This window comes from Paenibacillus sp. YN15 (assembly GCF_003285005.1).
GTDB lineage: Bacteria > Bacillota > Bacilli > Paenibacillales > NBRC-103111 > Paenibacillus_AR.
Genome location: NZ_QMFA01000024.1, coordinates 22542 through 47063 on the forward strand (window position 1 = coordinate 22542; position 24522 = coordinate 47063).

A 24522-nucleotide genomic window follows, 5' to 3' on the forward strand; every position below is an offset into this window, starting at 1 on the left:
AATATATCCGTACCGGCCATGAAAGCCAAAGTCCTTGGCCGCAAGCCCGATAAGGCAATGAGGCGCTTAACCTGGCGGATGCCAGAGATGCTTGTAATCGGACAAAAAATGCCCGATCCGGTCTGCCGCTTCTTGGAGCTTATCCTCATTCTGTACCAGAGCGATCCGCACATACCCCTCCCCATATTGCCCGAATGCATCGCCGGGAATGACAATCACCCCGGTTTGGACGGCAAGCTCCCTTGCAAAGCTGCGGGAGGTTGCCCCTCCCGGAACCGGCGCCCATACAAACATGGTCGCCTTGGGCTTCGGGATGGTCCAGCCCCACTTCTCCAGTTCGCTTAGCAAGAGATCCCTTCTGGCCTGGTACACCCGGGCATTCCGGCTGCCCAGACCTGATCGGATATCCTCGCGCATGGCTGCAATCCCTGCCTGCTGCACCGCCTCGAACACACCGTAATCAATATTCGACTTCAGTGCCTTAAGAGAGGATACCGCATCTTCATTGCCGGTCAGGAAAGCAATCCGGCAGCCGGCCATGTTGAAGCTTTTGGACAGGGAATGGAATTCAACAGCGGTTCGCTTGGCGTCTTTGATCTCTAGGATACTGGGGGGGCGAAAGCCGTCAAAAGCCAGTTCGGAGTAAGCGATATCGTGGATGAGCAGCAGGTCGTGCCTGAATCCAAGATACACCAATTTCTCAAAAAAAGATAGATCAGCCACGGCCGACAAGGGATTATTCGGATAATTCAGCAGCATAAACGCACTTTTGTCCAGCACAGAGGCGGGAATGGAGTCCAGATCCGGCAAATACTCATGTTCGGGCAAAAGCGGCACCGGGTACGGCTCCACCCCGGCAAGCACCAGGCTGGCCGAATAAATCGGGTAACCGGGGTCAGGGACAATGGCGGTATCCCCGGGGTCCGCCACAGCCATGGCCAGATGGGAGAGCCCATCCTGGGAGCCCATTAGGGCGGTAATTTCCCTGTGCGGGTCAAGCTCCACGCCGAAGCGGTAACGGTACCAGTCGGCTACGGCCTCCCGGAAAGCCAGGCTTCCTTCAGAGGAAGGATAGCCGTAATTGCCCTTGTCCTGCACCGCCCGGGCCAGCTCCCGGACAACCGCTTCATCCGGATGCCCGTCGGGACTGCCGATGCCCAAATCGATGAGCGCGAGCCCCTTATCCCGCGCTTCCCGCTTCCATTCCGCAACTTCGCTAAATATAGCCGAACCGAGACGGCTCAGCTTGGCAGATCTCCACCTGGACATTGTGCGCACTCCCGATCCCGTCAGGCCCATGCCTGTCTGAATTCCTCTTCCTTAAAACCGACGGTGGCCTTGGCGCCGTCTGTGACAACGGGGCGTTTGATCAGCTTGCCGTTCCCCGCCAGAAGCTCCAGCATCTCTTCCTCGCTCATATCCGGCAGGCGGTCCTTCAGAGACAGCTCCCGGTAGACCTGACCGGATACGTTGAACAGCTTGCGGATATCCAGACCGGCCAAGCGGGCCAGGGTCTTAAGCTCCTCCTTGCCGGGAGGTTCGGCCGTAATATCCTTTACCTCTACATCCACTCCATGACTCTTCAGCCACTTCAGGGCATTGCGGCAAGTGCCGCAGGGAGGATATCCATAAAATGTAACCGCCATCAGAATCAGCTTCCTTTATTTAAACGGTGCGCCGCATCCGTACGTCGAATAAAATCATCATAACATTTTACCTGAATCTCGACAACAGGGCCGTCATATCTGCAGGCAGCGGCGCTTCAAAAACCAGCGGCGTCCGGGACACCGGATGGATAAATCCCAACCGCGAAGCATGGAGAGCGTGTCTGCCGCCGGGGAAAGCTTCCCGGTCTTCCGCTGTTCCATACATGGCATCCCCGATCAAGGGGTGTCCCAGATGAGCCATATGCACCCGGATCTGGTGAGTGCGTCCGGTTTCCAGCCGGATGGCCAGGAGAGTGGCCGCCTTCAGCCGCTCCACCACCCGGTAATGGGTAACGGAGGGATAACCCGACGGAGTGACAATGCGGTAATGGGGCGAATCCGGGTTGCGGTCAATAGGCGCATCCACCGTTCCCGCATCCTGCTTCAGACGGCCATGGACCAAGGCGGCATATTCCTTTTCCACCGTTCCGGCCTTCATCTGCTCGGAAATATGCTGGTGGACGTACGGGTTCTTGGCAATGGCGAGAACCCCTGAGGTCTCCCGGTCCAGCCGGTGGACGGGACGGAAGCGGATGCGCAGGCCCCGCTGCTGCCACATATGGACCACGCCGTTGGCCAGAGTATTGGACCAGTGTCCGGTGGTGGGATGGACGATGATTCCCGCCGGTTTGTTGACAATGAGAAGATGCTCATCCTCAAAAATCACATCCACCGGCAGGTCCTGGGGCAGAATGTCTTCGGAGTCCTCCTCCTCCATCCGCACCTCCACCACATCCCCGGCTTTGACGCGCACGCTGGTATACCGCCGCACTCCGTTCACCGTGATGCCCTCCTCCGTCAGCTTCAGACGGGACAGAAGCTTCCGGGACAAAGCCATTCTCCGGCGGAGCACCGACTTGAGCTCCAAGCCGTCATCCTCCGCCGGGACAATATACGTAATGGGCTCATAATAGCTCATGACTTTCTGCGGAATACCTCCCCGCTCCGCTCATACTCCGAATCCGGCACCCCTTCCCGGTGGTTGGCGGCTCTGGCCATGGTGAAGAACAGATCCGACAGCCGGTTGAGATAGGTAAGGACAGGCGGGTGCACCTCCACTGTGCGGGCCAGGGTCACCACCCGGCGCTCAGCACGGCGGCAGACAGTCCGGCAGACATGGAACAGCGAAGAAGCAGCACTTCCTCCCGGCAAAACAAACCGGGTAATGTCCGGCGTTTCCCCGTCGTACCGGTCAATCAGCTGCTCCAGCTTGACCGTCATTTCGGGAGCGGCCTTGTACGGCCTTAAACCCGGCTTGAATAACGCCAGATCGGAGCCCAGATCGAACAGCTCGTTCTGGATGGTTTTCAGCTCCTGCAGCATGTCTGCATACTTCTCCGGATCAAGGCAGGCCATGGCCTGCCCGACGAAGCTGTTTAGCTCGTCCACTGTGCCGTAGGCCTCCACCCGGTTATCGTCCTTGTCCAACCGGCCGCCGATGACTCCCGTTTGGCCCGCATCCCCTGTCCGTGTATAAATTCGCATTCATACTCCTCCTTTCCATATTGGGGGGATTATTTTTCTTCTATCATCGCATAAATCCGCTCCATATCCAAATGGCGGCGCACATGCTGCGCCAACCGGTCAATTGCCTCATCCCGGCGTTTGCCGAATTGCAGCAGCTGCTCCGACCGCGGCCAGCCTTTCCGCTCCCGCAGCCGGTTCAGCCAGCTTCTGCGCAGAGCATCATTGTGCAGAATCCCATGAATATAGGTCCCCCACACCAAGCCGTCCTCCGACAGCGCTCCTTCGGCATGGGGCTCCGCCCGCTCCATGGACACCACGGATTCGGATACCCGGAAAGGATGGGCCACCGGCTCGAGAAACCGGCTTTCCCCCATATGGATTTCGTAGCCTTCAATGGGATGGAGGCGTTCGCGGGCAAAGAGGCCGCCCTCCCCTTCCACTCTCACCGTCTTTTTCATGGAAGTAAACAAGGTTTCTATGGGGAAAAAGCCGAGCCCTTCCGCTTCGTCCCGGTCCGATTCCACATGCCCCGGGTCCAGCAGTCGGCGGCCCATCATCTGGTAGCCGGCGCAGATGCCAAGCACGGCGCCTCCCGCAGCGCGATGCGCAAGCAGCTTGTCCGCCAGTCCGTTGGCGCGGATAAACGCCAGATCGTCCATGGTATTTTTGCTGCCCGGCAGGATCACCGCATCGGGCCGGCCCCACTCCTCCGGATGCTCCACATACCGGAGCTCCACATCCGGCTCCTCATCCAGCGGATCGAAGTCGGTGAAGTTGGACAGCCGGGGGAGGCGCAGAACGGCAATGTCCAGCTTGGGCGCGAGGGCTTCCGGGGCGGCTGGGTCGGGCGGCTGCTGGGCGTTTGCCCCCGGCGATTGCAGAGCATTTGTCCCCGGCGGCTTGCGGCGGCTTTGCTCCCGCTTGGCATCCAGCGAGGCGGAATCCTCATCCTCCAGCCCCAGCCGGGGCAAATAAGGAATCACGCCCAGCACAGGCTTGCCGGTGCGGGCCTCCAGCCAATCCAGCCCCGGCTTCAGAAGGGACACGTCCCCGCGAAATTTATTGATCACAAAGCCTTTGATCCGGTCCCGTTCATGGGGCTCCAGAAGCTCCAAGGTACCCACGATGGAAGCAAAAACGCCCCCTCTGTCGATGTCCGCCACCAGAATAACCGGAGCATCGGCCCAGCCGGCCAGCCGCATATTGACAATATCCCGGTCCTTCAGATTAATCTCGGCGGGGCTGCCCGCTCCTTCGATCACAACCAGACTATAGGTCTCCCGCAGACGGCCAAGGGCCTCACGGACGATTCCTCCGGCTTCCTCCAGATACTCCTCCCGGTATGCTCTGGCCTCATAATTCCGCAACGGGCGGCCGTGGACCACCACCTGCGCCGTCATATCCTTCACCGGCTTCAATAGAATCGGGTTCATGTCCGTAGTGGCGGCAATGCGGCAGGCATCCGCCTGCAATCCCTGGGCCCGGCCGATCTCCTTGCCATCCGGAGTCACATAGGAGTTCAAAGACATATTCTGGGATTTAAAAGGAGCCGTCCGGATGCCGTCCTGTACGAAAATCCGGCATAACGCGGTGGTCAGGATGCTTTTGCCCACATCCGAGGCGGTTCCCTGGAGCATGATGGTTTTGCCAATGGGCTTTGGCTTTGGTTCCGGTATTGATTTGGGCGACCGTTGGTTCATTGTTCAACCCCCTAGTTTTTTCAGAGTAGCGGAAGAAATGTTCCGCTATTCGCACAACCCAGCTATGGAGGGAGCAAATAACGGAAGGTTTTTTCCGCTGCCGCCTCCAAGCCCGGAGAAATCCCGGGAAAATGGCGCTATAGCGGAAATCCGGTTCCGCTATTGGTTGCCGGCGGCTCCTGCGGGCCGGGATTAGCGGAATTTCTCTTCCGTTATAGCTCCTGGTAAAGTTGCGTCACAGCAGCTATAACTCCCGGTAAAGCAATGCTATAGCCGCTATAACTTCCAGATAAAGCAGCGCCACAGCCGCTATAGCCGCCAGTAAAGCAATACCATAAGCGGCTATGCCCGCAATTCCTCCAAACAACCGGCCAGCTCCGTTGCCAGCCGCATATTGTCCCGGCGGCTGCGGACGGCGATGCGCCCGTACCTCTCATCAAGCCCCTGGTAGGTGGCGGCGCTGCGGATGAGAATGCCTCTCCTGCCCATGGCCTCCTGCAGACGGTGGATGGTGACGCCCCATTCCCCGGGAAGCCGGAACAGCAGGTAATTGGCGGCGCTGGGGGTCACCTGGAGCCCAAGCCCGGTCAACGCCTTGGTCAGCCAAGCCGATTCCTCCCGCAGCCAGTCCCGGGTAGCGCGGGCAAATTCCCCATCCCCCAGCACCTCCTGCCCGATGCGCTGGGCCAAACCGTTGACGCTCCATTCCACCTGAAGCCGCTTCATGGCCCCGATCCAGCCCTGGCCTGCCACCGCAAAACCGAGGCGCAGGCCGGGTACCGTATAAAACTTGGTCAGGGAACGGACCACACACAGCCTGTCCGATTCCGCCGCCTGGCGGATGAAGCTGACCGATTCTTCCTCCCCGGAGAAGTCGATGAACGCTTCATCCAGGATCACCGGCTTCCCCGTTGCCGCAAGCTGCCGGACAAACTCCGTGGAGAGCAGCCGCCCTGTCGGATTATTGGGGTGGCCGAACAGAAACAATTCTGCCTCCGGCACAGCCTTTTGCAGCTCCGCCGAAGTCCAATCCGGGTCGAAGTTCCGCTCCGCAGAGAGCGGAATGTCCACGATTCCCGCGCCGGCTCTTTGGGCGGCAGTGGCGTATTCCCGGAAGGAGGGCGCAAGCAGCCCCACGGTCCGGGGACGCTGGGCCCGCACCGCCAGGTCGATAATCTCGGCGGCGCCGTTGCCCGCCAGTACAGAGGAGGCGGGGATGCTGTATACCGAGGCGATCTTTTGGCGCAGCTCCCGGCAATCCGGGTCGGGGTAGCGGGACAGCTCCCGCCGCCATTCCTCCCGGATAATCCGCTCCGCCGCCTCCGGCGGACCCAGTGGATTCATGTTGGAGCTGAAATCCAGGAAGCTGTTTTTGTCAATTCCGTACAGCTCGGCCGCCGTCCAGATGTCGCCGCCGTGCCCATGCTTTTCCAACATGGCGCTCACCGCCTGTCCATAAATTTTTCCTGCTCGCCTGTCTGGCTTGAGATGTGTCCGATCCTCTAACGGCAGTGAGTGCCGCTATTCGGGTCTAAAAGGCATCTCCCGAAATCTAACGGAAGCAGCGGCCGCTATTTGCCCCGATTGGAGCCGAAACCCGGCCAAAAGCCGCAAATAACAGCGCTGGCCGCTGTTAGATTGGCGAAAGCGGCTATTTTGCCAAAATAGCGGCTGTGGCCGCCGTTAGAAGCTTATTTGATAATGCGCTCCGTTCAATGCAATCTGCTCGCAAGCAAAATCACCAGCAGCAGGAAGGTTTCCGTCAGTTCATTGATGGCGCCGTAGGTATCTCCCGTCAGTCCGCCCAATTTGGCCGCCAAGCTCCGGGCCAGCAGCACGCTGAAGCCAAGGGCGGGCAAGCCCAGGGCCAAGGCAGGCATTCCGCCTGTCAGGAGACCTTCGCCGCCCAATGCCCCCGCTCCTGCGGACAAACCCGCCGCCAGCACCGTGCATACGGCCAGCTGTCTCCCGCCAAAGCCGGAGAGCAGGGCGCCCAAACCTCCGCCGGACCGGGCATACGGCCACCAGGCTACAGCCGCCGCCATGGCCCATCTGCTCCAGATCGCCACAGCAGGCAAATATCCCGCCCATGCCTGCCAGCCTGATTCCAGCAGCCCTTCCAGGAGGGCAAACTTCAAAAGCAGCTGCAAAACGCAAGCGGCCGCTCCCATGGCGCCAACCCGGCTGTCCTTCATAATGGCCAGCATTTCCTCCCGGGACCGATGGCTTAGGATGCCGTCCGCCGTGTCCATCAGCCCGTCCAGATGGAAGCCTCCGGTAAGCGCCACCCACAGCCCTGTCACCAGGGCGGCGGCAGGCACAGGCGGCAGAAGCAGGGACAGGCCCCAGCATGTTCCGGCCAGCACCAGTCCAATAGCCAGCCCCACCAGGGGATAGCAGATCACGCTCCTGCGGAGCACCTTGTTGTTGAAAGGGATTTCCACCGGCACCGGGAAGCGGCTCAACAGCTGGAACGCCGCTCCCAGCGGGTGCATCAGTTCCAACCAGCCTGGACTGCGATTGCGCATAACACACCTCCGGCAATGAAGTACCCTGTTATGTATAAAAGCCGCACAGCCAAGCGGATGTGGGACCGCTCCAGGGGCTGCAGGGGCCAGCCCATGACCGCCCGTTGGCTGATGACACCGCCATAGACATTGCGGCCGCCAAGCTGCACCCCCAGCGCTCCCGCTACGGCGGACTCGGGGTAGCCGCTGTTGGGGCTGGGATGGAGGGCGGCGAAGCTCCTCACGGAGCGGAGAGCCCGCTTGCCGGACAAGCCCGGCGTCAGCCCGGCGGCCAACGCCAGCAGCAGGGCGGTGATCCGGGCGGGCAGCAGATTCAGCAGATCGTCCAGCCGGGCGGAGGCCCAGCCGAAATCACGGTAGCGGTCATTCCGGTAACCCACCATGGAATCCAGGGTGTTGGCCGCCCGGTAGGCCAAGGCCAGAGGCGCGCCCCCCAGCAGGGCGAAAAACAGCGGGGAAACCGCCGCATCCACTGTATTTTCCGCAACGGTTTCCACCGCCGCCCTGGTAATCTCCGGTTCGTCCAGTTCGGCCGTATCCCGCCCCACAATATAGCCCACCCACCGTCTGGCCTCCGCCAAATTCCCCTCCGCCAGCGGGCGGTATACCTGCATGGCCGCATCCTTTAAGCCTTTGAAGGCGATGGTGGTGGAGATAAACCAGATGTTGGCGGCCCTCCCTACCCAGGGGTGGATCATGTACAGGACGGCGATCAAGGCATACAAAAGACCGGAGGATAGGACCACTGCCGCCACGGTCAAAAGAATGCCCCTGAACCGTTCCCGCCTTGGGGAACGGGCTTGCGGAAGTTCTGCGCCGGAAGGATGGAGGCGGGCCTCCAGCCACCGGATCAGCTGCCCTATCAGAATGACGGGATGCTTCGGCCAGGGAGGATCGCCGATCACCCAATCCACAATAATAGCCGCCAGCACCATCCACAGGATGTCTGCCGGATGATAAAACAACATGTGCGTTTACCGCCTTCCCTTTTCCTGTGAGGATGATGGAAGCTCCGGGCCGGGATGCTCCTGTGCAGTTTCTCCGGCAAGTTTTGTGCCTCCGGCGGCCAACTCCTTCTGCAACCGCTTCAGCTCCACGGGAATGCCTGCCGTCACCAGGTAAACCTCCTGGCAAACAGCCGCCAGACGCCGGTTCATGATCCCTGCCAGGTCCCGGTACAGGCGGCCCAAGGGATACTCGGGCACGATGCCGCTGCCTACCTCGTTGGTGACCAGCAGGACATGGTGATGCCTGATCTTCAGCAGGCTTTCGATCAGCCCGTGGATAGCCTCCTCCGCACGCTGTGCGGCGCGGTGGCGGGCAGCCTTGTCCCATTCGGGCTCCTCCTCGGAAAGAAGCACGTTGGTAAGCCACAGGGTCAGACAGTCCACCAGCACGACCTGGGGGCCCGTTGCCTTCACCCCTCTGTCCAAAGTTTGGAGCGCATCAGCCAGCGCCACCGGCTCCTCCACCGTGTGCCAAAAGATGGATTGGTCCAGCTCACGTTTTGTGCGGTGGAGGGCGATCCGCTCCTCCATCTCCTCATCTAGAGCCTGGCTTGTGGCGATGTAATAGCCCGTATCGCTTAATTCGGCGGCATACGCTTCAGCGAAGCCGCTTTTACCGCTTCTGGCTCCGCCTGTGATTAACACCAGCATGGCCCGCATCCCCTTTTGCAAATTATGAAGAAATTATGAATACTCTTCGCCTCCGCTAACCCCTGCCTGGGCAAAAGTAGCCATTTCCGCCATGATCTTCACTGCCGCCTCCACCAGATGAAAAGCCAGCACCGCGCCGGTTCCTTCCCCCAGACGCATGTCCAACCCCAGCATTGGCGAGATGCCGGCTTCCTTCACCAGAAGGGCATGCCCCTGCTCCCCGGAAAGATGGGACCCGATCATATAGCCCTTCGCCGCCGGAGCCAATCTGACCGCAGTAAGGGCCGCCGCCGTGGAAATAAACCCGTCGATGACAATAGGCCTGCGGGATGCCGCCGCGCCGAGAATCAGTCCGGTCAGCCCGGCGATTTCCAGGCCTCCTACCTTGGCCAGCACATCCAGCGGGTCCCTAGGATCGGGCTGGTTAATTTGGAGCGCCTGCTCAATTACCCCGATCTTGCGGACCAGCCGCTGATCGCTGATTCCTGTCCCGCGGCCTGCCGCGGCGGCGGGAGAAATGCCTGCAAAAGCCGCCAGCAGAGCTGCGCTGGGTGTGGTGTTGCCGATGCCCATCTCGCCTGTGGCAAACAGCCCTGTGCCCCGCTCCGCCAGCTCCAGCGCCAGCTCGTAGCCGGCCCGCACCGCCGCCTCTGCCTCGTCCCGGGTCATGGCCGCACCACGAGCCATATTGCGGGTGCCCCGGCGGATTTTCCGCTGCAGCAGGTCGGGATGCTCCAGCTCCCCGTCGATGCCCATATCCACACACACCACGTTGGCCGATGCGTGCCGGGCCAGCACATTTACCGCCGCTCCGCCATTGAGAAAATTCATGACCATCTGACAGGTGACCTCAGACGGGAATGCACTGACTCCCTCCTCGCACACACCATGGTCTCCCGCCATCACCACCACCGTCTTGGCCCCCAGCTCGGGAGCAAGCTCGCCGGTAATCCCGGCCAGCTGCACGGCAATCTCCTCCAGCTTGCCGAGGCTGCCCGGCGGCTTCGTCAACTGGTCCAGATGGAGCCGCGCCCGCTCCATAGCTTCTTCGTTCAGCGGGAGAATCCCCGCCGTCATCTCTTCCATGCGATTCACTTGCGACATGCGATATATCCCTCCTCTATGAAGATTGAACCCTATCTTGTTCACCCGCCGATCTGGGAAAGCAGCTTGTCCAACAGACCGCCCGCTCGCGCCTAACGCTTGTGGAACTCAGCTACTCTTTGCTCTCTCCCACCAGCACAACGCACTGCCTCTACCATGCCCTACACGCGCTAAACTCAGGCTACTCTTATACCCGCTCCCACCAGCACAACGCACCGCCCCTACCATTGCCCTACACGAGCTAACGAAACTCAGGCTACCCTTATACCCGCTCCCACCAGCACAACGCACCGCCCCTACCATTGCCCTACACGAGCTAACGAAACTCAGGCTACCCTTATACCCGCTCCCACCAGCACAATGCACCGCCCCTACCATACCCCACACGAGCTAACGGAACTCAGCGACTCTTATACGCCGAAAATCCGTCTTTACGAGTAATAGCGGAACTGAAACGCTCTTATAGGGGCAAAAGCGTTCACGAGCGGCCAATCGCGGCAAATTCAGCCAATAAGAGTCGTTCAGTTCCGTTAAAGTTCAAATTTCGCCCAATTTCGCCTTTAAGCGCTTCTCAGTTCCGCAATGAGTATAACCCGCCGTCGCCGGACTTCAACCCCCTCAATAGTCCGCTATCCGGCACGCCCAGCCTATAAAGCTCCGTTGGAGAAGGAGATCTGGTCCAGTCCGCACCGCCTCCATAGCGGAAGCCATTTACCGCTATCTTCTGCTATATCGGAGAAAATGGACTTTTACGGAAGGGATTTTCCGCTATTCCCCCGCCAAGAGGGGATTGCAGGGGTAAAATCCAGGGATAGCGGAAATAGCCTACCGTTATCCGACCTATCGCGGCTGTGCCGGCCAAATAGCGGAAGCCTCCTTCCGCTATCCGCCGAACCGCGCCCGATCCCCCGGCGGAGCCGCGCAACCGCGCCCCGCCCAGCTCCACCCCCCGTGCAGCGGGAGGCACACACACCGCCGGGCCTACGCCTCCTCCGGCTGCAGCAAAATCTGCGGTATCCCCGACACGGGATGGGACACCACCGCCGGGACCGTGCCATACACCCGGCCGATCAGCGCCGGGTCCATTATTTCCGCGGGCGCGCCCTCCGCCACGATCCGCCCCTGGTGCAGCACCAGCAGGCGGTGGCAGTATTGGGCCGCCAGGTTCAGGTCGTGGAGCACCGCCACGACTGTCAGCCAGTTCTCCCGGTTCCAGCGGGAGACATAATCCATCATCTGCAGCTGGTAGCCGATATCCAGGTACGTGGTTGGCTCGTCCAGGAGCAGCACCCGGGGCTCCTGGGCCATAGCCTTGCCCAGGGCCGTGCGCTGGCGTTCGCCGCCGCTCACCTGGTCCAGGGTGCGTTCGGCCAGCGCCGATAGCCCCAGCCGCTCCATAACCTGATCCAGGAGCAGGTCCACTCCGCCGGCGCTGTCCCCGCGCCCTTCTCCGCCCATGCTCCGCTCCCGCCCCAGCCAGTCCTGATGGGGAAACCGCCCCATCTCCACCACCTGGCGCACCGTAAAGCCCACAGGCGGAATCGCCTCCTGCTCCAGCACCGCCATCAGCTGCGCCAGCTTCCGGCGGGAGTAGGACTCCGCCGGGCGGCCCTCGATGCGCACAGTTCCCGCGTCGGCTCGCTCCACGCCGGAGATAAGCCGCAGCAGCGTGGATTTGCCGCTGCCGTTGGGGCCAATAATGCCGTATATCTCGCCCGGCGCCACCTTGAGGCTAACGCCCTGCAGCACCGGGGCGCCGTCATAACTCTTAAAGCAATCCACCGCCTCAATCATGGCCTGGGTTCACCCGCTTCATCCTGATTTTCGCCAATCACCTGCAACTGTCCACTTTTCCGACAGACCGCAGCGCGCAGCGCGCACCGCTTTTTCCCCAATCATCCCTCGGTCATCCCTCCGTCACCCGTTCTGCCGGATTTTCCGCTTCTGCAGCAGATAGGCGAAGAACGGCGCGCCCAGCAGGGCCGTCACCACACCCAGGGGAATTTCCTTGGGCGACAGCACCATCCGGGCCAGCGTATCGGCCCACAGCACATAAATCCCCCCGGTCACCGCGGAAAGCGGCAGAATCAGCCGGTAGTCCGGACCTACCGTCAGCCGCACCAGATGCGGCACCACCAGGCCCACGAAGCCGATGACGCCGCAGACGGACACGGCAGCCGCCGTCAGCAGGGTGGAGACCAGGAGCACCACCAGCTTGGTCCGCTCCAGATCCACCCCCATATAGGCCGCCTGGCGCTCTCCCAGAGCCAGCAGATTCAGCTGCCGCACATACGCACATAGAATAGCAAACCCCACAACGGCATACGGAAATAAAATTTGCGAATAAGACCAGTTGCGCATGGACAGGCTGCCCATGAGCCAATAGAGGATTTCGTTAACCACCTGGTTGGACATGCTGACCATCAGCGAGACGAAGGAGCTTAAGAAGGCGCTTACCACCACGCCGGACAGGACCATGGTTTCAATCCGGGTTTTGCCGCCGTGGGACGACAGGCGGAATACCGCGGCCAGCGTCAGCGAGCCGGTGAGGAAAGCCACCAGAGGAACCGTCCATTGCCCCAGCGCCTGCTGGTACCCGAAGAGGATCAGGAAAGCGGCGCCTACGGAGCAGCCCGAGGCGACACCCAGGGTATACGGGTCAGCCAAGGGATTGCGCAGCACCCCCTGAAAGCCGGTGCCCGCCGCCCCCAGGGCAGCGCCTACCAGAATGGCCAGCACCACCCGGGCCAGCCGGATTTTGAAGATAATCTGCTCATGGGCCGCCGGCCAGTCCGGCGTCACAAGGCCGCCCAGTTGGGGCACCCGGGAGAACAGAATGCGCCAAACCTCCAGAAGCGGCAGTCTGGCGGAGCCAAGGGACAAGCTCACAATAACGGAGAAAAGAAGGAGCGCAACCGCCCCTCCTCCCCACATCAAAAGTCGTTTTTTCATGTTATTTCACAAGCTCGGGGTGAACCGCCTTGGCGATCTCCAGAAGTCCCTGGGTCAGCCGGGGCCCCGAGCGGTTGGTCAGATTGGTATCAATGCCGTACATCCGGTTGTTCTTCAGCGCATCGGTGGTGGAGAAGCCCGCCCGGCTCCTAATGGTATCCGGCAGGGTTCCCATGCCTTCGCCCACGGAATAAATAATCACTTCCGGATTGGCCTTCACAATAGCCTCCGGGTCGATTTCATACCAGCCTTTTTTGCCCGCGCCTACATTAATGCCTCCGGACAGCTCCACCATTTCGCTCAGGAACTCCCCGTCCCCTACCGTCCAGCCGGGGTTGAACTCCATGTATACCCGCTTTTTGGGCGCATCCTTCACCAGGTCCTTGACCTTCTGAATGTCGCTGCGCATGGAATCGGCGGCCTTCTTGCTCTGCTCCTGCATGTTCATGATCTTGCCGTACAGCTCTATCCGCTGGATCGCTTCCTCCATGCTCTTGGGGTTGATGGCGAACACCTTTACGCCCAGATTGCGGAGAGCCTCCACCGGCTTTTTGTTAAGGGACGAGGACGCGAACACCACATCCGGATTCAAAGCCAGCACAGATTCCACATTAGTGGTCAAATCCCCCACCTGTGCGATCTTCTTGGCCTCCGGCGGATAATCGCTCCACTTGTCCACACCAACGATACGGCTGCCTGCGCCAACGGCGAACAAACTCTCCGTTTCGCTGGGAACCAGCGTGACGATCCGTTCGGGAGCTTTCTCGAATACAACCTCCGTATTGGTGGCATCCGTCACCTTGAGGGGGTATACGGTTTGCTGGGTCGCGGCCGCCCCTGTCGAAGCCGACGCCGCCGGGCTTGGCGAAGCCGTCGTTGCCCCCGCTGTGGGGGAGCTTGTCCCCTCTGCATTGTTGTCCTTGCCTCCGCAGCCGGTCAAGGCCAGCGAAGCCGCCAGGACCAGCGCCATAGCCCAACCTGAGGTTTTCTTCCATGTCCAATCTGCAACCATGTCTATTCCTCCATTTGCATATTTTCCGCCATTAGGGCGTGTCTGACAACCCGCTTGAGGGCATCTTTCACCGCCTTTTCGCCCCGAGCTATCGTTACTTCCGCTTGACGTACCCCCGGTACGCCTTCACGAAAGTGCCTTGCCTGGAACGAAAATTTGGGCGTTAGCTGCTCCCCTTGGAGTTATCAGACAAGCCCCAGCTGATCTTTCCCATGGAGATTCACGCGAAAAAGCCCCCAGCCGCTAACGAGACCGGAGGCGAGCAAATCAAGGACAAAACGGAATGCCGCAAGCATTCCCATTTAAGTGCGCATGATTAGCCTGATCCTTTTCCTCGAAGGATTTCGCAGCTTGTATCCAAAGGCAGGTCTCCTGACTCGCGGGTTAATGACTTGCCCAGCCTTCCCATTCACGCTTTTCACTGGCGCAAACAGTGGCTCTCTTCATCGGGCTCATCCCCAGCTCACAGTGGCGGGACCGTGCCGGCTTCGACCGGCTTCCCTATTAACCCTTGCACCGCATGCGGCGCGAAGGGACCCTTGGATAAAGAATCGATTATGGATTAATGATGACGGGCGGATGTTTGAAACAACCCTATGTTACCTTCGGGGCGACGGGAAGTCAAGGCGAAGTGACGCCCCGTGCTTAAAGGCGCGTACGGATAAACATATAGTCATTCAGAAGCAGGTCCAGCCTCTTGCTGATCTCGATCACCTTGGGATCGGTGAGGGATTCCTCCACACTGGCGGCTTGCTCCAGCCGGGTGCGCAGCATATAGATCTCTTCCTCCAGCCCCGCTGCCCTCTGCCGGAGGCGGCCAACTTGGGCCCGGGCAGCCAAACGGACAGGCTTGTTCCCCAAGTTCCTGCTTACGCGAACCGGAACGGCTTTTGAGTAAGAGCGAAAAGAAGAACCCGGTGCCATTCCAATTCCCTCCCCATCCTTTTGACAAAAACAGACGGCTTGCCTGAATTGTGCACGATTGCAACCGGCCAAGCCCTACTCCCAATATACCAGTTAATTCCTGAAAAGGGAAGGCGAAATGCCCGGTTGCCGGGGAGTGATGCAGGGCTTTTACCCTACTTGTGATAGCTTCGCCATAAACTTTCCAATACGTTCCAACGCCTCCAAAAGCTGATTAACAGAAGTGGCGTAAGAGCAGCGCAAAAAGCCCTCTCCGCCCAGTCCGAATACATGCCCCGGCACCGCGGCGACCTTCGCTTCGTTCAGCAGCCGGAAAGCGAATTCCTCCGAGGTGAGGCCTGTGGAGGAAATGCAGGGGAATGCGTAAAATGCGCCCTGCGGCTCATGGCAGTCCATGCCGATATCCCGGAAGCCCTTGACCACCAGCCGTCGGCGCTGGTTGTAGGACTCCATCATCCGGTCCTTTTCCTCCATGCCGTTCTTAAGCGCCTCCAACGCCGCCACTTGGCCCATAATCGGAGCGCACATGACAGTGTACTGGTGGATTTTGAGCATGGCGGCAATGAGCTCACGGTGTCCGCAGATGTAGCCCATTCTCCAGCCGGTCATGGCGAAGGCCTTGGAAAAACCGCTGACCAAGAGCGTCCGGTCCTTCATTCCCGGCAGAGAAGCGAAGCTGCAATGGTTCCGGTCATAGGAGAGCTCGGCGTAAATTTCGTCGGAAATCACCAGAAGATCATGCTCCTCCACCAGCTTGGCGATAGGCAGCATCTCTTCATAGGTCATGACGCTTCCGGTAGGATTGTTGGGATAACAAAGAATCAGCACCTTGGAGTGCGGCGTAATCTTGGCCTTCAGGCTTTCGGCCGTCAGCTTGAAGCCGTCCTTGGCGAAGGTTTCGATGCCTACCGCCACTCCCCCGCCGATGGTGGTGATGGGGCTGTAGGATACGTAGCAGGGCTCCGGAATGAGAATCTCGTCTCCCGGATTAATCAGCGCCCGGAGCGCCAGGTCAATGGCTTCGCTGCCGCCGACGGTGACGATCATCTCATGGGCCGGGTCATAAGCCACATGAAACCGCTCATACAGATATTCGCCGATGGCCTCCCGCAGCTCGGGCATGCCGGCATTGGAGGTATATTGGGTTTTGCCCCGCTCCAGCGAATAGACGCAGGCCTCCCGGACATGCCAGGGAGTGATGAAATCAGGCTCGCCCACCCCCAGGGAGATGATGCCCGCATCCTTGCTGGCGCTCACCAGATCGAAAAACCTGCGAATCCCCGAGGGCGGTATGGCCCTGACCCGGGGAGTTAAATAACGCTCCATGGAATCCAGCTTGGATGTCATGCTTTATCGTAACCTCCGCTCTACGTAAATCCCCCAAAAGTGACAAGACACTTTGAAACGAATTCCGAATACTTTTGGGAAGCCCCTATTATAAATATGGAACCATTTATTTTCGGTAACTACTCAGCTATCTGTTTGGAAAAATGGTGTGTTAAAGAGACTTAGGAGCCTTTATTGTCTGCCGCGGGCATATTCCGCTCCCTATTCCAAATTGCTGTTACCTGCTTTTAGTAACAACATCTCTGATGTATGGTAGATGGTGGTGTGATGCTGGAGATATGGAATATCCATAATGTAAAAATACATCTATTTCATGAGTCAGCTACTGGAACGGAGGGTCATCCTGCAAAAGTACATCTATTTCACGCAGATTTTAGCTTTTGGACGGTTTCAAACGAAAATAACTGCACTTTTGCATGATCGGAGCGAACAAGTGGACTCACAGCCAAAAATAACTGCACTTTTGCATGATAACATTGGCAGATGCTGGAGCCACGGCAGGATGGCGCTCAAGACAGTCAGGGTGTTACGAACAATAACTAAGCAGTTACCATTTTCGTTAAATCAATCTATATACCAAACTCAGACGGACCGGATTACGGAGCAATCATCAGCCGGTTGTCATCCTCATGGTCCTCGAACACAACGCCGTCCTGTTTGTATTTTTTGAGAATAAAGTGGGTTTTGGTAGACAATACCCGATCGATGGAGGACAGCCGCTGAGACACGAACAACGCCACTTCCTTCAAATTATGGCCCTCCACTTCAACCAGCAGATCATAGGCTCCGGACATGAGATAAAGGGTCTTCACCTCAGGGAACAGGTAAATCCGCTCGGCAATGGCGTCGAAGCCCCTGCCCCGCTCCGGCGTAATCTGCACCTCGATCAGCGCAGTAACCTTGTCATCCTCCACCTTGCTCCAATTGACAACGGGCGCGTACTTGACGATGACCTTCTCCGTCTCCAGCTCCGCAATCGCCGTCAGCACCTCCTCCACCGGCGCCCCCAGCATGGTCGCAACAAGTTCCGGCGCCCGGCGGGCGTCCTCGTTCAGAATCTCCAGAACCTTGGATTTCAGTTCAGTCATGTTTCGATCAGCTCCCTAAAATAATGGCTTAAGTGATAGCAACTTGAAAATGTTGCTAATGCAGTTCATGTTAACACATGTTTGCCCGAGATACCATATCCTCAGCTCTATTCCCAAGACAGTTTCGTATGGTTACAAAAAGCCTCAAAAACACTCTACGGACCCTGGTTCCCGTATTTCTCAAAAATTCGCCTATTTTCCCCCGAAGCGGTTTGTCTACGATAAAGTGATCCGATATAATGGGAACATAAATTGAAATGTGTACGGAAGAAGGTGCAGAGTAACATGAAACCGAAATACCAAATGACGGTCGAACAAAACATTTTTGTAGCCAAGCGAAACATTATTGATTATATATGGAAAAGCGTCAAGTTAGAGGGCTTTGCCGTCACCTATCCCGATACCGAAGCCATTTTCAATGGGTTAAGCGTTCCTGGAATCAAAGTGAATGAAATTGTCGGGGTAAACAACCTAAAGCATGCTTGGCAATTCATTTTGGATAACCTGGATTACCAGATTGACTTCTCCTACATTTGCAAAATCAATCAATTGGTTGGTGGAGACAATCTGATTGTTCAGGCAGGATATTTACGGAAGGTTCCTGTTTCCAGCGGCGGTACAACCTGGCGGCCTGATATGCCTGATGAAACGCAGATCAAAGAGGAATTATCTGCTTTTCTTGCCGTTGAAAGTCCTACAGAGCGAGCCATTACCTTGATGCTTTATCTGATGAGAAAACAGATGTTTCTGGACGGCAACAAGCGTACCGCTATGCTTTCCGCCAATCAAGTGATGATCTCCTCAGGTTGTGGCGTTATCTCCATCCCCATTGAGCATCAACGAGCTTTCACTGGCTTATTGGTGCACTATTACGAGACGAACGACATGGAAGAATTGAAGGCGTTTATGTATGAATACTGTATTGACGGGATTCAATTTGATCCTATTCATGAAACGGATCGCCCTGCTCCAGATGAAGAAGAGATGGAGCCTTAAGCCCATTAAAACCTACGATAAAGAGCCGTTTCCTCTTGGGAAATGGCTTTTTGCTTTATCTTCAGCAGAAAGGGGAATCCTCCAGTGGTGTCTTTGCGGCTGTCTACTTCTTCCCACTCTCCAGCACCGTTACATCTGTATCGTCCATCCATACGGTGCCGACCCAGGTATCCAGCAGATACCAATGGCCAATTTGCCCCTTTACCGTCACTGTCTGGGGACTAAGCTCGGCAACGGGTGTTGCGCCGGCAAACGGCCGCTGGTAGAGCGGCTTGACTGCGTTCAGCATTACTGCTGTGGAAACCGGCTGATATTCCCCGAACAATACTCCCTGCCCGTTATTCCAGCCCCCATCCCCGTTGGCAATCCAGCCTTCTGCGCCGTCGGCCGTTTTGATATGGTACCAATTGCGCCAATGCTCGTCGCTGACCACCTGCTGGGGAGTCATCGTTACATGAAAAGTACGCTGATTATTCTCCGGCCACAGGTACAGAACCCCAGCCCCCGGCAAATAAAGGGGGATGGTTTCTTTCACAGTTTCAGGCGCCGGTTTCATTATGTCCCGGCCATTAATCCATTGGGGCCCAAGCCAGGTATCGATCAAATACCGATGAGAGCCAGCATAATAAAGTCCAATTGTCTTTTCACGTACATGAACAGTTTGCGGTGCGACTATCCCTAGCTCATTTCCGGCCTCGTCATAAATATATCCGTCTCTTAACAGCTCATAATCGTCATCTCGAAGCTCATTGTAGCGGGTTTGCAGCGGAAAAATCCACTTCGGCCCCAGCCAGGTATCCACCTGCAGCCACTGGCCATAAAGGGGTGCCTTCATATTATTGAAATCATCGACAGTAATCAATTCCCCTTCAGCCAGAACGGTCAATACCTGCGGGGAAATCTCCATCCCGGAGGAAGCAGCATCCTTCTCCGCGGTATATAGCGGCAGCGGGTCCAGCGTGCGGATCTGATACGGGTTGAACCGGTCAATATTATAAGTGCTGGAAACAACCGAAGCACCGACTCCAGCAGCCGCTGGCTCCTGCGCATGGACGAAGCCTCCTCCTGCCAACGAGGTCGCTATCAGCAGCAAAGCCATAATAAACGTGGCATAGCCGCGCATCTTATTTCCAAAACCTATAAGCATCAATCCATCATCTCCTTCCTTTTTATGTAATGTAGACGTAAACGCCATCAAAAGGTTGCTTGTCCACACATGCCTAAAAACAAAAAAGCACATCCGCAATCTAGCAGATGTACTTTTTCTCCTTCATTTGGTAGAATTAGACTTGGAAATAGAAATCAGTCCCAGTTAGCAAGCAATTCATCTCTCCGAGAGCTTTTAAAAACATGTCCCTCAAAAACTTTGTTAATTATCTTGGTTTCTCCGGAAGGAAGCGTTTCCTCTATATTCCGGAAGGAAGCAGGGAGGACCGTTTTTTTCACCCTGACTATTTGAGGCAAATGAAAAGACAATTGAATTGCTTCCATAATGACACCCCTTTATTAAAATAGAATATGGGAACTTACACCATTAATATTATCAGAAATTTTAGACTTTGAGAACAAGGGTCGGTGGGAATCTTGTCTAAAAACAAATTATTTTTTGTATTTTTATCACTTCTTGTAATAATGCAGTTTTGGTTTCTGCAAGTTACGTTTACCACTCCTTATTTAGGTATTGAAGTAGAAAAAGACTCACATGGAAATTGGATAGTTACAGCTATAGGGAAGAATGGATTAGCAAAAGCCAGCCTTCTTCCCAATGACCATGTTCTTCTTGTTGATTCCAAAGAGCCCGATCAATCTGATCTTGTCCAAAAATGGCACCTTATAGAACAAGCTGAGTCTATCCGCATTAAACGAGGCGCAGAGATTATTAATATTCAATTTACAAATAACAAGCCGACTCTTTATGATCTTTCTCCCCTAATTGGAGGAGCTGTTTGCTTCGTACTAGCCGGGATCATTTGGAAAAACATGTCCAACTCTTCCTCTGCACGGATGTTAACGACTGTTTTTCTGTCAGGAGCTATTATCTATATGAGTCAAGGTGCCTCAATTCGTTGCGATCCATTTGGGAAAACGATGATCATTACCTTCATGATGATTCTTCCTGTCAGTTTCCTACAATTTTTGCTTACTTTTTTCACAGAAAAGAGCACCGTCTACATACACTCGTTTGTTTCTAAATTACCAAAAGTATTATATTTCCTCATCGCTTTAAGTTTCACGTATAGGATATCTTATTTTTTTGAAGGAAATTGGTCGTATAATATCTACAGGTTTGATGGAAAACTGTCTCTTATCTTTTTTATTCTTGCGTTTATCGGAAATATGGGACTTCTCTCCTTCATGTATGTTAAGCACAGACATGCTCAAAGCAGTTTATCGCCTATCGTAAGAACAATTTGGTATTCTTTACTCTTCTCCTTTCTACCTGCCACTTTGTTATCTTTTGCTCCCTATGTTATTTATGGAAAGATTCTTGTAGATGCCGTCTACACCAGTTGGTTCTTATTGTTCTTTCCTGCATCCTTTGCTTACCTTATCGCATCTGACCAGCTATATGACATGGGGTTGGTTTTCCGGCGTTTTTTATTCGGTTGTATTCTCGCCATTGTGCCATCAGCTTTGTTAACCGGGTTATTCACCCTGTTATTTTTCCGTATCGCCCAGAAGGAGCAGATCGTCTTCCTTTTTTTCGCTTCTGTGCTGACCCTTTCGCTGATGCTATATTTTACGGAGAACCTGATTACCCGCCTGGAATCTACATTTTTTCCACGCAGAGCCATGCTCAAAACCTCTATGAAGAAAATCTCCAAGGATCTGAGCACGGTCTCTTCCATGCGGGATTTGAAGGACATCTTCCTGAACGATATTGTCCAGACGCTGGAGGTCCGAGGTGGTGCCATTATATTCCGTTATTCGGACAGCACCGAGATTCTATCGGCTGGGGAGATAGACGAAACCCAGGTTAAGGAGCTGCTCGAGGCAGGGACCCTGCTCCAGGACAACCGTTACACCTGCAAAGAGATCAGCCGCACGGAGGAGAGCACCAGCTATCTGGTGATGACCCGCAAGCGCACCAATGTTCTCCTCAGCAAGGAGGAGCGCCATTGGCTTGGCCTCATTACCTCCTATCTGGAGGTAAGTATGGAAAATGTCCACCTGATCCGGACGTTGACCACCCAACTCCAGGACTTGTCCACTAAATTTTCCAATACCGCATCAGCCGAGGAGTTTCAATGGTTCCGCAAGGTGATGTTTGAGCTGCAGGAGGAGGAGCGGGTTCGTATTGCATCTGATCTTCATGATACCACCATGCAGGATTTGTTCTTCCTGAAACGGCGCTTCGCTGCTCTGATGGATCAGTTCGCCATGAATCCGGAGGAGAAGCAGAATCTGGACAATATCCTGAAATTTGTGGATTTGATCAATGCCAGTCTCCGGCAGAGCTGCTTCGAGCTAAACCCCCATCTCCTGCGGGAGATCGGACTAGTCCGCACGCTAAGGCAATATTTGGAGAAGGAGACCTACACCTCACCCTTCAAGATTCTGTTCGATGCGGAGGATGGTGTGGAGCGGGTGGAGCAGGAAACATTGGTGACCAAAAAGCATATTCTGCGGATTGTGCAGGAGCTACTGAACAACGCTAAAAAACATTCCGAGGCATCCACGGTAAGCTTCCGTTTTTCGCTTGAGGCGGGCAGATATTTGCTGGTGTATGAGGATGATGGGGTGGGCATTAGTTTGCAGGGGAAAGAGGCCCGCAAAATTGGCGGCTCGGGGATTGGCCTGGAGCAAATGAAGGGCCGGGTTCTGCTGCTTCAGGGCTCTTTTGAGATGATGAATCTCCCCCAATCCGGGACAAGAATCACTATTTCCATTCCCCAGCAGGAGAACGAGGAACCCAAGGGCATTCAACCGCCGCATTTGCGCCTGGTTTAGGTTGCCGCGAAATCGTCTAAGGTGCCCGCCAGCATGAATCGAACCGCGGCGGATATTCAGTCTATCTACTATTGCCGAAACTATGCAAATGACGTATCCTAGAAGGAAAGGGAGGGCTTGGGATGGACGAAATCAAAGTGCTGCTGCAAGCTGTGCTAAAGAATCAGGAGCTAGCCAACGCCAAAATAACAGCTATGCAGGATGAATCTATAACTTTCCAGAAAGAAATGAATCATTTCAGGAATGAGATGAATGTTTTCAAAAATGAAATGAATGATTTTAGAAATGAAACCAATGCCAAATTTGAAGAAGTTAATACGCGTTTTAACCATGTGGATGCCGAATTGCGCAGAATCCACAACAGCGAAATCGGCGCAGCCTATCAACTCAATGAAGCCTTTGGACGTATAGCCAAATTGGAAGGACATGTTTATAACCAGCATCAGTAAGCAGGCAGGAACTAAGAAACCCTTATTCCCCGCAGCGGCCTGATTTCCGCCCTATTTCCGCCGAATCAGGGATGGAACGGTTTCTTAGTTCCGTTAATTCTCCAAATTCCCGTTTTCACCCTCATAAGAGTCGCTGAGTTCCGCAACAGCAGCCTACCGGCCTGCCCGGACTCTGGTTCCGCTATTCCACTAAAATCCGCCTTTTTTTCTCCCCCGCGGACTCACGATCCGTTAAATGTGAAAAAACGAAGGAAATCCATGCTTCTGGAGCCAAATAACGGAACGTCTGTCCGTGAAAATCGAAAAACGGGCCATATGCAGAAAATAACGGATTCTCTGTCCGCCCAACTCCCCACATAAACAAGAAAAAATCCCACCCTCGATCACTCGCACCTCTAGTCGGCAAATGATCGGGTGGGACTCTTTATGGATAAAATCGGCCATTCGTTCCTCAATTTGACGAAAAACCGTAAAACACCCTGCTCTGTGCTTGCTTTAACCGGCTGCCGTTTCCAACGCATTGTCCCGGGGAAGCATCAGCTTCTTCATGTGCTCGCCGATTCCGCGGCGCTCATATCCGGGGGCGATGTAGACCTCAAGCTCCGGCGTATGGCCGGGACCCTCGATCCGGCTGCCGATTCCAACCAGATGCCCGCAATCATAAGCGGCGATCATTCCGGCTGCATCCGCGGCCCGTTCATTCCACCCGTCTTGGGGCCGTTCTTCGAGGGTGTTGAAAAACGCTGTCAGCTGTTCCTTCTCGGGAACTCCAACCTGAAGGGCTATCTTCACCTGCGTTCACTTCCTCAACTCCGTCTTTCTGTATATAAATATACATCATCGTGTATTTTTATGCAAGCACTTTTTCATTCTCCCCCCATGTTGCCCCAAAAAAATATCCGGCCCGCTTCAAGCGGACCGGCTCCCCCATATCCATTAATTCTGCGTCCTCAACCGGGCTGTGGCAATGAACCGCTCCGGCGCCGGTCCGGCATAATAGAACGGATAACAGGTGATCAGGCGGAGAACGGAGGCCTCTTCCTCCGGGAAGGAATAGGTCCCGGTTTCCTTGATGATTTCCGTTGACTCGACTGTATACGTGAAAACTCCTGCTTCGGTTTCCACCTGAATATCGTCCCCCGGCTTTGTCTGGCTCAAAACGCGGAATACCGTATCCCGGTGCCCGCTGATAACACTATTGCCCGGTTGGCCGGGAAAGGCTCCGTTGGGATCAAATCCCGCCCCTTTCTTCAAAACATCGGCCTCCGTACCTGCAAACAAAGGGATGCGTTTGTCCGCTTTGGGAATGTATATGACGCCCCACACAGCAGCTTTCTCCTGAACCGCCGTCTGGGGAGCCGAAGGGGCAGGCTCCGCGGCCGATTTCCCAACACCGGCCCGGACCGCCGAAGCCTCCTCCCTCCGTTCCTCCGGCAGGCCGGCTGCCGGGAGGGCAGCCTGTGGAGCGGCATGATGCCTCATATCCCATTGCTTCAGCGCAGCCTGCTCCGCCCGGTCTCCTTCTATAATCTGCATCCCGGCATAGGCCCAGCCGATAACGGACAGACACAGGACGGCCCAAGCGGCCTTGTCGACAGCCTTTGATTTTTTTCCCATGGACACGCTCGCTCCTGTACACT

Annotated in this window: 22 protein-coding genes and 1 riboswitch; of the genes, 3 read left to right on the top strand and 19 right to left on the bottom strand. The window is 56.0% G+C overall.

Annotated features, from left to right (window positions below):
- Positions 1 to 66: 66 nt before the first annotated feature.
- From DQG13_RS18505 to DQG13_RS18580, 16 genes are all read right to left on the bottom strand, one after another.
- Entirely contained in the window at positions 67 to 1269 is a 1203-nt protein-coding gene (locus DQG13_RS18505; protein WP_113021269.1) for an aminotransferase class I/II-fold pyridoxal phosphate-dependent enzyme, read from the bottom strand.
- Between the two features lie 20 nt (positions 1270 to 1289).
- Complete coding sequence (locus tag DQG13_RS18510) at positions 1290 to 1646, bottom strand: arsenate reductase family protein (RefSeq protein ID WP_113021270.1); 357 nt, start codon at positions 1644 to 1646, stop codon at positions 1290 to 1292.
- Positions 1647 to 1713: 67 nt separating this feature from the next.
- Positions 1714 to 2625, bottom strand: a complete 912-nt coding sequence (locus DQG13_RS18515) for an RluA family pseudouridine synthase (protein WP_113021271.1) — start codon at positions 2623 to 2625, stop codon at positions 1714 to 1716.
- The gene (locus DQG13_RS18520; protein WP_113021272.1) at positions 2622 to 3191 is read right to left on the bottom strand and encodes a cob(I)yrinic acid a,c-diamide adenosyltransferase; all 570 of its coding nucleotides are present in this window, start codon (positions 3189 to 3191) and stop codon (positions 2622 to 2624) included. Before DQG13_RS18520 ends, DQG13_RS18515 begins: the two co-directional genes overlap by 4 nt.
- A gap of 29 nt (positions 3192 to 3220) precedes the next feature.
- Positions 3221 to 4873 carry a cobyric acid synthase gene (locus DQG13_RS18525; protein ID WP_113021273.1) on the bottom strand — a complete coding sequence of 551 codons (1653 nt, stop codon included), beginning with the start codon at positions 4871 to 4873 and terminating at the stop codon, positions 3221 to 3223.
- Positions 4874 to 5215: 342 nt separating this feature from the next.
- Positions 5216 to 6310 (bottom strand): threonine-phosphate decarboxylase CobD, encoded by a 1095-nt coding sequence (gene cobD, locus DQG13_RS18530; RefSeq protein WP_113021274.1) that lies wholly within the window; start codon positions 6308 to 6310, stop codon positions 5216 to 5218.
- Between the two features lie 275 nt (positions 6311 to 6585).
- Positions 6586 to 7401: an adenosylcobinamide-GDP ribazoletransferase gene (cobS, locus tag DQG13_RS18535; RefSeq protein ID WP_113021275.1), complete on the bottom strand. Its 816-nt coding sequence runs from the start codon at positions 7399 to 7401 to the stop codon at positions 6586 to 6588.
- Positions 7368 to 8369, bottom strand: a complete 1002-nt coding sequence (gene cbiB, locus DQG13_RS18540) for an adenosylcobinamide-phosphate synthase CbiB (RefSeq protein ID WP_113021276.1) — start codon at positions 8367 to 8369, stop codon at positions 7368 to 7370. Before cbiB ends, cobS begins: the two co-directional genes overlap by 34 nt.
- Before the next feature lie 6 nt (positions 8370 to 8375).
- Entirely contained in the window at positions 8376 to 9059 is a 684-nt protein-coding gene (gene cobU / locus DQG13_RS18545) for a bifunctional adenosylcobinamide kinase/adenosylcobinamide-phosphate guanylyltransferase (RefSeq protein ID WP_113021277.1), read from the bottom strand.
- Between the two features lie 33 nt (positions 9060 to 9092).
- Positions 9093 to 10163 (bottom strand): nicotinate-nucleotide--dimethylbenzimidazole phosphoribosyltransferase, encoded by a 1071-nt coding sequence (gene cobT / locus DQG13_RS18550; protein WP_113021278.1) that lies wholly within the window; start codon positions 10161 to 10163, stop codon positions 9093 to 9095.
- Between the two features lie 981 nt (positions 10164 to 11144).
- Positions 11145 to 11957: an ABC transporter ATP-binding protein gene (locus DQG13_RS18555; RefSeq protein ID WP_113021279.1), complete on the bottom strand. Its 813-nt coding sequence runs from the start codon at positions 11955 to 11957 to the stop codon at positions 11145 to 11147.
- Between the two features lie 123 nt (positions 11958 to 12080).
- Entirely contained in the window at positions 12081 to 13115 is a 1035-nt protein-coding gene (locus DQG13_RS18560) for a FecCD family ABC transporter permease (RefSeq protein ID WP_113021280.1), read from the bottom strand.
- A gap of 1 nt (position 13116) precedes the next feature.
- Complete coding sequence (locus tag DQG13_RS18565) at positions 13117 to 14127, bottom strand: ABC transporter substrate-binding protein (protein WP_113021281.1); 1011 nt, start codon at positions 14125 to 14127, stop codon at positions 13117 to 13119.
- Positions 14128 to 14472: 345 nt separating this feature from the next.
- A riboswitch (cobalamin riboswitch) is annotated at positions 14473 to 14683 on the bottom strand.
- Positions 14684 to 14772: 89 nt separating this feature from the next.
- Positions 14773 to 15051, bottom strand: coding sequence for an aspartyl-phosphate phosphatase Spo0E family protein (locus tag DQG13_RS18570; RefSeq protein WP_113021282.1), 279 nt, complete (start codon positions 15049 to 15051; stop codon positions 14773 to 14775).
- Between the two features lie 150 nt (positions 15052 to 15201).
- Positions 15202 to 16398: an aminotransferase class I/II-fold pyridoxal phosphate-dependent enzyme gene (locus DQG13_RS18575; protein ID WP_113021283.1), complete on the bottom strand. Its 1197-nt coding sequence runs from the start codon at positions 16396 to 16398 to the stop codon at positions 15202 to 15204.
- A 596-nt stretch (positions 16399 to 16994) separates the two neighbouring features.
- Positions 16995 to 17486 carry an Lrp/AsnC family transcriptional regulator gene (locus DQG13_RS18580; protein ID WP_113021284.1) on the bottom strand — a complete coding sequence of 164 codons (492 nt, stop codon included), beginning with the start codon at positions 17484 to 17486 and terminating at the stop codon, positions 16995 to 16997.
- Between the two features lie 285 nt (positions 17487 to 17771).
- Here DQG13_RS18580 and DQG13_RS18585 point away from each other — a divergent pair, with 285 nt between their 5' ends.
- Entirely contained in the window at positions 17772 to 18482 is a 711-nt protein-coding gene (locus DQG13_RS18585; RefSeq protein WP_113021285.1) for a Fic family protein, read from the top strand.
- 103 nt (positions 18483 to 18585) lie between these two features.
- Here the strand turns inward: DQG13_RS18585 and DQG13_RS18590 are convergent, their stop codons facing one another.
- Complete coding sequence (locus DQG13_RS18590; RefSeq protein ID WP_113021286.1) at positions 18586 to 19629, bottom strand: hypothetical protein; 1044 nt, start codon at positions 19627 to 19629, stop codon at positions 18586 to 18588.
- A 1427-nt stretch (positions 19630 to 21056) separates the two neighbouring features.
- Between DQG13_RS18590 and DQG13_RS30845 the strand changes: the two genes are divergently transcribed.
- Both DQG13_RS30845 and DQG13_RS18605 read left to right on the top strand, forming a co-directional pair.
- Complete coding sequence (locus DQG13_RS30845) at positions 21057 to 22433, top strand: sensor histidine kinase (protein WP_181592835.1); 1377 nt, start codon at positions 21057 to 21059, stop codon at positions 22431 to 22433.
- A 122-nt stretch (positions 22434 to 22555) separates the two neighbouring features.
- On the top strand, positions 22556 to 22882 hold the full coding sequence (locus DQG13_RS18605; protein ID WP_113021289.1) for a hypothetical protein: 327 nt from the start codon (positions 22556 to 22558) through the stop codon (positions 22880 to 22882).
- A gap of 495 nt (positions 22883 to 23377) precedes the next feature.
- Here the strand turns inward: DQG13_RS18605 and DQG13_RS18610 are convergent, their stop codons facing one another.
- Together DQG13_RS18610 and DQG13_RS18615 are read right to left on the bottom strand one after the other, a co-directional pair.
- Positions 23378 to 23674 carry a GNAT family N-acetyltransferase gene (locus DQG13_RS18610; protein WP_113021290.1) on the bottom strand — a complete coding sequence of 99 codons (297 nt, stop codon included), beginning with the start codon at positions 23672 to 23674 and terminating at the stop codon, positions 23378 to 23380.
- A 144-nt stretch (positions 23675 to 23818) separates the two neighbouring features.
- Positions 23819 to 24499: a class D sortase gene (locus DQG13_RS18615; protein WP_181592836.1), complete on the bottom strand. Its 681-nt coding sequence runs from the start codon at positions 24497 to 24499 to the stop codon at positions 23819 to 23821.
- Positions 24500 to 24522: the final 23 nt, after the last annotated feature.